The sequence below is a fragment of the bacterium genome (assembly GCA_021372515.1).
Classification (GTDB): Bacteria; Gemmatimonadota; Glassbacteria; order GWA2-58-10; family GWA2-58-10; genus JAJFUG01.
Map to the genome: position 1 here is coordinate 1 of JAJFUG010000200.1, position 9,599 is coordinate 9,599.

Here is a 9,599-nt window from a genome sequence, read left to right on the forward strand (position 1 = left end):
GCCGGAGCTGAAGGTGCGGAACTCCTCGGAGCAGGCGGTGCTCATCCTGGACGGCGAGGAGCTGGAGGGGGCCAAGCAGAACCGCGCCCTCAACACCACGGTGCTGCTGCGGAAGAAGTCCGAGACCCTGATCCCGGTCAGTTGCACCGAGCAGGGGCGCTGGTCGTACGATACCCCCGAGTTCAAGGACTCCGGGAACATCATGTTCCGCAGTGTCCGGGCCTCAAAGATACATGCGGTCAGCGACTCGCTTAACTACTGCCGGAGGTTCGATTCCAACCAGGGAGAGATCTGGAACTCGATCAGCGAGCTGCACCGGGAGTCTGGCACCCACTCCTCGACCGGCGCCATGAAGGATTTTTACTCCCTGCGGCAGGAGTCTTTCGATGAGTACCTGAAGGCCTTCCCGGCTGTGGAGAACCAGCACGGCTTGATCGTGTTCATCGGTGACCGGGTGGCGGGGATGGATTTTGTCTCGCGGGAGAGCGCCTACCGGGCCCTTCACCCCAAGCTGCTGAAGAGCTACTCAGTGGAGTCGATGTTCGGGGTGCAGGACAGCCAGCACCAGATCGCCGCGACCCAGGCCTCGGAGTTCCTGGCCCGGGCAAAGGAAGCACACGAGACGAAATTCAAGTCGCCGGGCCACGGCTGGGACCACCGGTTCAGGGGTGCGGGAGTGATAGGCTCGGCCCTGGTCTGGCGCGGGCAGGCAGTCCACTCCGCGCTCTTCCCGGAGCAGAACCGCGGCGCCGGAGAAAGCGGGATGAGGAGCGCCACGAGGCGGGCGAGGTTCCGCGGCCTGCAATAAGACTTTCAGCTCGCCTGAACATTCCGAATGGAGATGAACGAGCATGAGATACGGAAAGAAGGAAGAGTCGGTCGGCCTCAGGATTTATTTCTACGTGTTCTGGGGAATCATCGTGGCCGCTTTTATAACGGCAATCGTTCAGCAGGACAGAACACGGCACGATGCGGTTGCAGTCCCGGTCGATGCCAGACGTGCAAGGCGGGAGGTGGTTATGACTCCCGAGGAGCAGGAGAAATTCGAGGCCTACATGGAACAGGAGCACGAACGGGCCGAAGACGAGGCTGCAATGGAGAGCCAGGCCAGGATGGAGGACAGCCGGTTCGGGGGTGGGTACTGAGTGCATAGTATAGTTAACTGATGGATTCAAATCATTATACCATCCCGGAATCAGGTCAGAGCATTAATTCCTTCCGCCGGGACGGCAAAGGGCAACTATTTGCACGGATAATATGTTCCTTGACAACGGACATCAGTGATGAATGATTTAATTTATCTCTGTCTGTGCCTCGTAATCGTTACCCTCAGAATGACAAGAGAAGACATGGAATACTACGCTCGTTCTCTTCCCGATGAACCGGATCATTCCCGGTGGCAAAAACTTGAAGACCACTTACGGAACGTAGCGCGCCTGGCCCGGTCGTTTTGCACCGCATTCGGTTCCTCCGAATGGGGCTACCTTGCCGGACGGTTGCATGACCTCGGCAAATACCGGCCTGAATTTCAGGAATTGCTTTCGGGATCGTTGGGCAGGGTGGAACACTCCGGTGTCGGGGCAGCGTATGCTTTCGAGCGCGACAGGGAGCGGGGGCTGCCCCTGTCTTTCATCATCGCCGGGCATCATGCCGGGTTATCCAACCTTGTTTTGAGCGCAGATAGCCCTGGCTCCACGCTTCAAGAACGGCTTGCCTCGAACCAGCCTCTCCTGAAAGGACTGGAAAAGAAATACCACCACCTGACCACAGACCTGACTCTGCCTGAATGGCCCTCTTTCTTAAGGTCGTCCAAGTCGATGGACAAGCTGGCAGCCGAGATACGCCGCCGTAGCTGCGAGTTCTGGATTCGTTTTCTTTTTTCAGCCCTTGTGGATGCAGACCGTCTGGACAGTGAGTTGTTTCAGTCTCCCCACAAGGCGGCTTTACGCGGCGGGTGTTCATCCATACCCTCCTTGCGGCAACGTCTGAATCGCTTTCTGGACGCAAAGATGGAAAGCCTGACGCCCCAGCAGCGGGCCAACCCGGTCAACACTGTCCGTTCTCAAATCCTGGAGGCTTGTAATAAGGCTACAGTTTTCGAGCCTGGGATTTTCAGCCTGACAGTCCCCACAGGCGGAGGCAAGACCCTGTCCGCGATGAGTTTCGCACTTGGCCACGCCGAGCGTCACGGCCTGCGCCGGGTGATCGTGGTCATACCCTATACCAGCATCATCGAACAGAACGCGGATATATACCGCCAGGCGCTCGGAGCCGAAAACGTGCTGGAGCATCACTCAAACCTTGATCCGATAAAACAATCCGAGCGACAAGGGGAGGAACAGACAGCCAGGCAGGAACTGGCTGCGGAGAACTGGGATGCCCCGGTCATCGTGACAACCACTGTCCAGTTCTTCGAATCCCTGTTCTCCAACCAGCCTGCCCGGTGCCGGAAACTCCATAACATCGCCGGCAGTGTGATAATTCTGGACGAGGTTCAATCCCTGCCACCGGATTATCTGATCAGCATCCTGGAAGCCCTGAATGAACTGACCGCCCATTACGGTTGCTCAGTGGTCCTATCGACCGCCACACCACCGGCCCTTGCCTTTCGGGAGGGTTTCCCCTGGGGCCTGAAAAACAATCGAGCCATAGCGCCGGAAGGATTGGAAATCCAAACCCGGCTGAAACGTGTTGTCTACGAGTGGCCCGCTTCTTTAGCGGCATCGCTCGACTGGCCCGAGCTGGCGGCTGAGATCACCCCTCTGTCTCAGGCCCTGGTTGTGGTTCACCGGCGCGAGGATGCCAGGATACTGGCCCGGCTGTTGACCGAGCATGCCGATCCGGAAAGCGTGTTCCACCTCTCGGCCTTGATGTGTCCGGCGCATCGTTCCGAGGTTCTGATTCAGGTTCGATCCCGCCTTGCCTCGGGCGCCGAGTGCCGCCTGGTGTCGACACAGCTTGTTGAGGCCGGGGTTGATCTGGATTTCCCGGTCGTTTACCGGGCGCTGGCCGGTCTGGACAGTCTCGTGCAGGCTGCCGGGCGTTGTAACCGGGAGGGGAAACTCGAAACCGGCCGGGTCTGCATCTTTCGATCTGTTTCCATGCCACCGCAGGGGACTCCGCAAAGAGCCTTGGAGGTTACCCAGTCTCTTCTGGCGGAACAGGGAGAAAACCTCGATATCGATGATCCCGCTATCTTCGAGTCCTATTTCAGTCGCCTTTATTTCACCCGGAACCTCGATTCGCGCAACATCCAGCCCCTGCGCCAGGATTTTTCCTTCGCCTCGGTGGCCGGGGCTTTCAAACTGATCGAGGATGGCTTCAGTTGTCCTGTCGTCGTGCCCTACCAGTGTGCATCTGAGGCGGTCCAGAGACTCAGGGTCCTCGGGCCTGACCGGGCGCGCTTCAGGGCTTTACAGCCCTATACTGTAAGCATCTACCCCCAGGCCATGCAAAAGCTGTCTCAAGCGGGAGCTCTGGAGGTAATCGAGGGAGTGAATGTCCTCAATGCGCATTATGGGCACCTTTATGACAAAAGGTTCGGGCTTGTTATCGGCGACAATCCTTCTGCTGATTCCGAAAGCCTGATAGTCTGAAACAACCAAAGTAGGGGGGCGTTATGATCCAAACCCGTAGTCCTGTTCTCTGTCTGCGCGCCCGTGGGACTTTTGCCTGTTTTACCCGGCCGGAGCTGAAAGTGGAGCGCGTGAGCTACCCGGTGATGACTCCCTCGGCCGCCCGCGGTCTGCTGGAGGCGATCCTCTGGAAACCGGCCATCGTCTGGAGGGTCGAGCGGATCAAGGTGCTGAGCGAGATCCGGTTCACTGCTTTCCGCCGCAACGAGGTGAATTCGAAAGCCGTGGCCCCGGCCTCGCGGGTGGTCCACGACGGCGGGCCGGTCCTGCCCTTCTTCATCGAGGAGGACCGCGCCCAGCGCAACACCATCGCCCTGCGCGATGTGGACTACCTGATCGAGGCCCATTTCGACATGACCGGAAAGGCCGGGCCGGAGGATAACGTCAACAAGTTCGCCGAGATGTTCCGCCGCCGCCTGGAAAAGGGCCAGCATTATCACCAGCCCTATCTGGGCTGCCGGGAATTCCCGGCCGAAGTGCTGCCTGCTGACGACGCCCCTCTGCCGGTGAATGACTCCCGCGGGATCGGGATCATGCTCTGGGACATTTCATTCGGCCCGCAGGGCAACCGCCCCCTGTTCTTCGAGGCGCATCTGGAGGCGGGCGTGCTGGAAGTTCCGGAGGAACCGTCTTTCACCCCACTGGCGGCGGCAGGAGGCGCGCTATGATCCTACAGGCGCTGTACAAACTGGCCGAGCGCGAACACCTGCGGCCGGACCCGGACTACGAGTACCGTCCGGTGGCCTGGCTGGTGCGAGTGGGTCCGGGGGGCAGGTTCCTCGGCATCGAGGGGACTAAACAACCTCCTGTTACCGGGAAAGGCAAGCCGGTTGCCAAATCGTTTCTCTTGCCCCGCACAGGTGGCAGGACAAGCGGAGACAGGGCCTTTTTCTTTTTTGACAAGGCCGAGTACGTATTCGGTATCGACCCGGACCCGAAAAGCAAAAGAGAGCCGGACAAATTGAAACTGCGCGCTTCTTTGTTCCGGCAGGAGGTGAGCAAGTGCTTTTCAGCTACTGGAGATGAAGCCGCCGGTGCAGTCCTGGCCTTTCTTGAGCAGGTGGCAGCGGGATTGAAAGTCGAATTGCTAGATGGTTGTGCTCCCAACGATCTTTTCGCTTTCATTTACTCGAAAGACCAGAATCTCCTGGTAACCGACCGTCCAGATGTCAAAGCTTACTGGAAAAAGCAACGGGCGGTACCAGTTGGGTCCGCCACTGCCTGCTGTCTGGTCACCGGTGATCCATGCGAGCCGGGAGAGCTTTTCCCTGGACTTAAACGTGTTCCCGGCGGTTCCACCAGCGGGGTGGCCCTGGTCTCTTTCAACGCGCCGGCTTTCGAATCATACGGGTGGCAAAGCAACGCCAATGCTTCGGTCTCAAGAGACGCCGCTGAGGCTTGCGCCACCGCCCTCAACCGTCTGCTCGACCCCGATTTCCCCGACCCGTACCAACCGGGCCAGAGCCTGCCCCGCCGCAGCCTGCGCCTGAGCGCCGACACCGTGGTCTGCTACTGGTCCGCCGACACGAGCGGGGATGATTTCTGCTGCATGTTCGGCGGCCTGCTCGAGGCCAACCCCGAGCTGGTGGGCGAGACCTACCGTTCGGTCTGGCGGGGCAAACCCCCGCGGGTCGAGGACACCTCCGCTTTCTACGCCCTTCTGCTGAGCGGGGCCCAGGGACGGGCCATCGTGCGCGGCTGGATCGAGAGCAGCCTGGCCGAGGCCGTGGCCAACCTGTCCCGCTGGTTCGAGGACCTGAACCTGGTGCGCGCTTTCAGCGCACCATCCGATTCGGGCGAGGAGCCCCCCCTGTCCCTGCGCACGCTGCTGCGCTCACTGGCTGCGGGAGGAGAGGACAAGAACATCCCACCACCCCTGGCCGGGCAATTGTTCCAAGGTGCGCTCAAGGGGACGCCCCTGCCGTTTTCCATCCTGCAGAAAGCCCTCGAACGCACGCGGGCCGAGATTGGCCGGCTGGCTGCGGATGGTCTCGAAGGCTATACGGCCCGTCAGCGCCAGGAGGCCCGGGCTGCCCTGATCAAGGCCGTGCTCAACGGACGAAAACGTATTCATCCCCAGACTACACCTTACCCGGAGGTATTGCCCGAAATGGATGCCAACAACACCAACCCCGGCTACCTGCTCGGCCGCCTGATGGCGGTGATCGAACGCATGCAGCAACTGGCGCTGGGAGAGGTCAACGCCTCGGTGGTCGACCGCTTCTTCAGCGGCGCCTCGGCCACCCCGGCGGTGGTCTTTCCACGCCTGCTCAAGAACCTGCGCCACCACGCTTCCAAAGCCAAAGACAACGAGCGCTCCAGAGGCAGCGCCACCTGGCTGGAGCGTCAGGTGGATGACATCCTGGCCGGCCTGAGCGGTTTTCCGCCACACCTGAGCCTGGAGGAACAGGGCCTTTTCGTGCTGGGCTATCATCAGCAGCGCCATCAGCTCTGGAAGAAACGGGGCGACAGCCCCGAGCCGCCCGCCGGACAGGCCGGGCAATAACATGTTTGATGGCATCCAATCATTCTGAATTTTACATCTTTTGACACTCATGGAGACAAAAATGAATCCCATCGACCGCCGCTACGATTTCGTCCTGCTGTTCGACATAGTCAACGGGAACCCCAATGGCGACCCGGATGCCGGCAACTCCCCCCGCATCGACCCGGAGACCGGCCTGGGCCTGGTGTCGGACGTGTGCCTCAAGCGCAAGGTGCGTAACTTCATCTGCCTGGCCCAGCGCGAGGCGGACGGCAGCCCGAAAGCTGGCTACGACATCTACGTGAAGGAGAAAGCGGTGCTCAACCAGCAGCACCAGCGGGCCTATGACGCACTGGGGCTGAAACCGGACGCCAAGGGCAAGGACAAGGCGAGCATGATCTCGGATACCCGGGCCTGGATGTGCCAGACCTTTTTCGATATCCGGATGTTCGGGGCCGTGATGACCACCGGAATCAATTGCGGGCAGGTGCGCGGCCCGGTGCAGATCGCTTTCTCCCGCTCGGTCGACCCGATCACCCCGCTCGAGCAGTCCATCACCCGCATGGCCGTGACCACGGAGGCCGAAGCCGAGGCCCAGTCCGGCGACAACCGCACCATGGGACGCAAGGAAATCGTGCCCTACGGACTGTACGTGGCCCACGGTTTCGTCTCGCCGTTCCTGGCCGCGGACACCGGGTTCTCGGACGCGGACCTGCAACTACTCTGGACCGCGCTGATGAACATGTTCGAGCTGGACCGTTCCGCCGCCCGCGGCGAGATGTCGGCGCGCAAGCTGGTCGTGTTCGAGCACGCCAGCGCCCTGGGAAGCGCCCCGGCGCACAGCCTGTTCGAGCGGGTGCGGATCGGGCGCAAGGACCTCACTCGTCCTGCGCGCGCCTATTCGGACTACACCGTGACTGTCGACCGCGAGAACCCGCCCGCGGGAATCACGATCACGGAAATACTCTGAAGGCGGCCCGATGTACGATGAAGACGACCTGCTCCCCCTTTCGGCGCTCCAGCACCTGGCGTTCTGTGAGCGCCAGTGCGCCCTGATCCACCTGGAGGGCCAATGGCAGGAAAACCGTCTGACCGCCCAGGGCAGGCAGTTTCATCGCAAGGCGGATGAGACTGGAACGGAATCACGGGGAGACCTGCGGATAAGCCGGGGTCTCCCCCTGCGCTCGCTCCGCCTGGGGCTGGTCGGCAAGGCGGATGTGGTCGAGTTCCACCGGGTGCGGAAGGAAACCTCCGATCCGTCCGCTCCAGCGGCCAAGCTTCCGGGAGTGCAGGGCCTGTGGCGGCCCCTGCCCGTGGAATACAAACGCGGCCGCCCCAAGCCCGGGTCCGAGGACGAGGTCCAGCTCTGCGCGCAGGCGCTATGCCTGGAAGAAATGTTCGGGGCTGACGTGCCGGAGGGGGCGCTGTTCTACGGGCAGCCCTGGAAGAGGTTCCCTGTCCCGTTGGGACCCAATCTGCGGGATGAGACTGAAAAGCTTGCGGAGAGACTTCACGAGCTGATGGAAAGCAAAGTGACGCCACCGGCTGTAAAGATGCCCAGATGCAGGAATTGCAGCCTGAGTGAAATCTGTCTGCCGCGATCCACGGGACTGAATTCGAGTGCGTCCGGTTACCTCGAAAAGCTCATTGACGAGGCGCTTGGCCAGGGAGGCACCGATAAATGAAGCACTTGTTGAACACGCTTTTCGTAACCACCCAGGGAGCATATCTGGCCCGGGACCGTGAGACGCTTCTGGTGCGTGTCGACGGGGCGACCAAGCTCCAATTGCCCATCCACACCCTTGGAGGCATAGTCTGTTTCGGCCGGGTCGGTTTCAGTCCACAGCTTCTCGGACTGTGCGGCGAACGGAATGTCCTTGTCTCCTTTCTCTCCGAGAGGGGACGATTCCTGGCCAGACTTCACGGCCCGGTGACAGGCAATGTCCTTCTGCGCCGCGAGCAGTACCGTGTTGCGGATGATTCCGATAAAGGAGCCGAGGTTGCCCGGGCGTTTGTAGCGGCCAAAATAGCCAATTGCCGGGTGGTCCTTCAACGGGCGGTCAGGGACAGACCGCTGGACTCAAACTCACCGGATCTGGCGGCAGCTTCATCCGATCTGGCAGCTTTGCTGCGTGAGCTGAAACATCCGCTCGACAGGGATAGGATTCGCGGCAACGAGGGACGGGCGGCGAACATCTATTTTGCAGTATTCGATCACCTGATAGTGGCCGACAAACAGAGTTTCAATTTCGGGGCTCGAAACCGGCGGCCGCCCCTTGACCGGGTGAACGCCATGCTCTCGTTTGTCTATACCCTGTTGGCTCATGATGTGACTTCGGCGCTGGAGGGAGTCGGACTCGACCCAGCGGTCGGTTTCCTTCACACCGACCGGCCGGGAAGAATGAGCCTGGCGCTCGACCTGATGGAAGAATTCAGGCCGGTCCTGGCAGACCGAACCGTGCTTTCGCTGATCAACCTGCGGCAGGTGTCGGCTGACGGGTTCAGAGTGCTTGAGAACGGAGCGGTGCTGATGGACGACAACACCCGCAGGCAACTCCTGGTGTCCTGGCAGAAAAAGAAGCAGGAGGAGGTGTTGCATCCGTTTCTGGGAGAAAAAATCCCTGTCGGCCTGCTGCCCCATGTGCAGGCGATGCTGCTGGCCCGGTTCCTCAGGGGTGATACTGACGCTTATCCCCCATTTTTCTGGAAATGAGGCCGTGATGATGGTTCTCGTGGTGTACGATGTAAGTACTGAAAACGCGGAGGGGCGCAGGCGATTGCGCCGTGTGGCGCAGGTCTGCGAGGATTACGGCCAGCGGGTGCAGAACTCGGTTTTTGAATGTCTGGTCGATCCCGGGCAGTGGACCACGCTACGGGCAAAACTGGTGGATGAAGCAAACGCCAAACAGGATAGCCTTCGCTTCTACTTTCTGGGAAGCAACTGGAAAAGACGGGTGGAGCATGTCGGGGCGAAAGAGGCCTACGATCCGGAAGGGCCTTTGATTATCTGACTGAAAGTGCGCGAACCTGAGGCGAACACAGTTCTTTATATAAGGTTCGCGCGGTGTGGAATTGTTTGTGTTTTTATGACTTAGCACCAAAGATAAATGTAAGGACCGATCATCAGGTCGGGTGGAGTCAGAGGTTCGCGGGAAATATGTTGCAGCGATATGGCAATTAAGCAGTTGTATAAGTACAGTCGCCCCTCGCGCAGGGGCGTGGATTGAAACCAATTCCTGCGCAAGGGGAATAAGCTGGCGAGTAGTCGCCCCTCGCGCAGGGGCGTGGATTGAAACACTTGAGGCTACAACATGGACCCACGCAGTTTTCAGGTCGCCCCTCGCGCTGGGGCGTGGATTGAAACAACTCGTAAAAAAAGACTTTACCGACACTCGCCCGGTCGCCCCTCGCGCAGGGGCGTGGATTGAAACAGGTGGCGTGCTGGACATAAAGTCAGGCGGCAAGGTCGCCCCTCGCGC

Annotated in this window: 9 protein-coding genes; all 9 read left to right on the forward strand. The window is 60.2% G+C overall.

Annotation, left to right across the window (positions count from 1 at the left end; genetic code table 11):
- On the forward strand, positions 1 to 808 hold an 808-nt coding region (locus LLH00_17900), incomplete at its 5' end, for a hypothetical protein (protein MCE5273155.1).
- Positions 809 to 851: 43 nt separating this feature from the next.
- On the forward strand, positions 852 to 1,145 hold the full coding sequence (locus tag LLH00_17905; GenBank protein MCE5273156.1) for a hypothetical protein: 294 nt from the start codon (positions 852 to 854) through the stop codon (positions 1,143 to 1,145).
- A gap of 204 nt (positions 1,146 to 1,349) precedes the next feature.
- The gene (gene cas3, locus LLH00_17910; protein ID MCE5273157.1) at positions 1,350 to 3,596 is read left to right on the forward strand and encodes a CRISPR-associated helicase Cas3'; all 2,247 of its coding nucleotides are present in this window, start codon (positions 1,350 to 1,352) and stop codon (positions 3,594 to 3,596) included.
- A 23-nt stretch (positions 3,597 to 3,619) separates the two neighbouring features.
- Positions 3,620 to 4,303 carry a type I-C CRISPR-associated protein Cas5c gene (gene cas5c, locus LLH00_17915; GenBank protein ID MCE5273158.1) on the forward strand — a complete coding sequence of 228 codons (684 nt, stop codon included), beginning with the start codon at positions 3,620 to 3,622 and terminating at the stop codon, positions 4,301 to 4,303.
- Complete coding sequence (gene cas8c / locus LLH00_17920) at positions 4,300 to 6,141, forward strand: type I-C CRISPR-associated protein Cas8c/Csd1 (protein ID MCE5273159.1); 1,842 nt, start codon at positions 4,300 to 4,302, stop codon at positions 6,139 to 6,141. Before cas5c ends, cas8c begins: the two co-directional genes overlap by 4 nt.
- 61 nt (positions 6,142 to 6,202) lie before the next feature.
- Complete coding sequence (gene cas7c / locus LLH00_17925; GenBank protein MCE5273160.1) at positions 6,203 to 7,090, forward strand: type I-C CRISPR-associated protein Cas7/Csd2; 888 nt, start codon at positions 6,203 to 6,205, stop codon at positions 7,088 to 7,090.
- A 10-nt stretch (positions 7,091 to 7,100) separates the two neighbouring features.
- Positions 7,101 to 7,805 carry a CRISPR-associated protein Cas4 gene (cas4, locus tag LLH00_17930; protein ID MCE5273161.1) on the forward strand — a complete coding sequence of 235 codons (705 nt, stop codon included), beginning with the start codon at positions 7,101 to 7,103 and terminating at the stop codon, positions 7,803 to 7,805.
- Positions 7,802 to 8,833 (forward strand): type I-C CRISPR-associated endonuclease Cas1c, encoded by a 1,032-nt coding sequence (gene cas1c / locus LLH00_17935; GenBank protein ID MCE5273162.1) that lies wholly within the window; start codon positions 7,802 to 7,804, stop codon positions 8,831 to 8,833. The genes cas4 and cas1c overlap by 4 nt, the downstream gene beginning before the upstream one ends.
- 7 nt (positions 8,834 to 8,840) lie before the next feature.
- Positions 8,841 to 9,131 (forward strand): CRISPR-associated endonuclease Cas2, encoded by a 291-nt coding sequence (gene cas2 / locus LLH00_17940; GenBank protein ID MCE5273163.1) that lies wholly within the window; start codon positions 8,841 to 8,843, stop codon positions 9,129 to 9,131.
- The last annotated feature ends 468 nt before the right edge of the window (positions 9,132 to 9,599 follow it).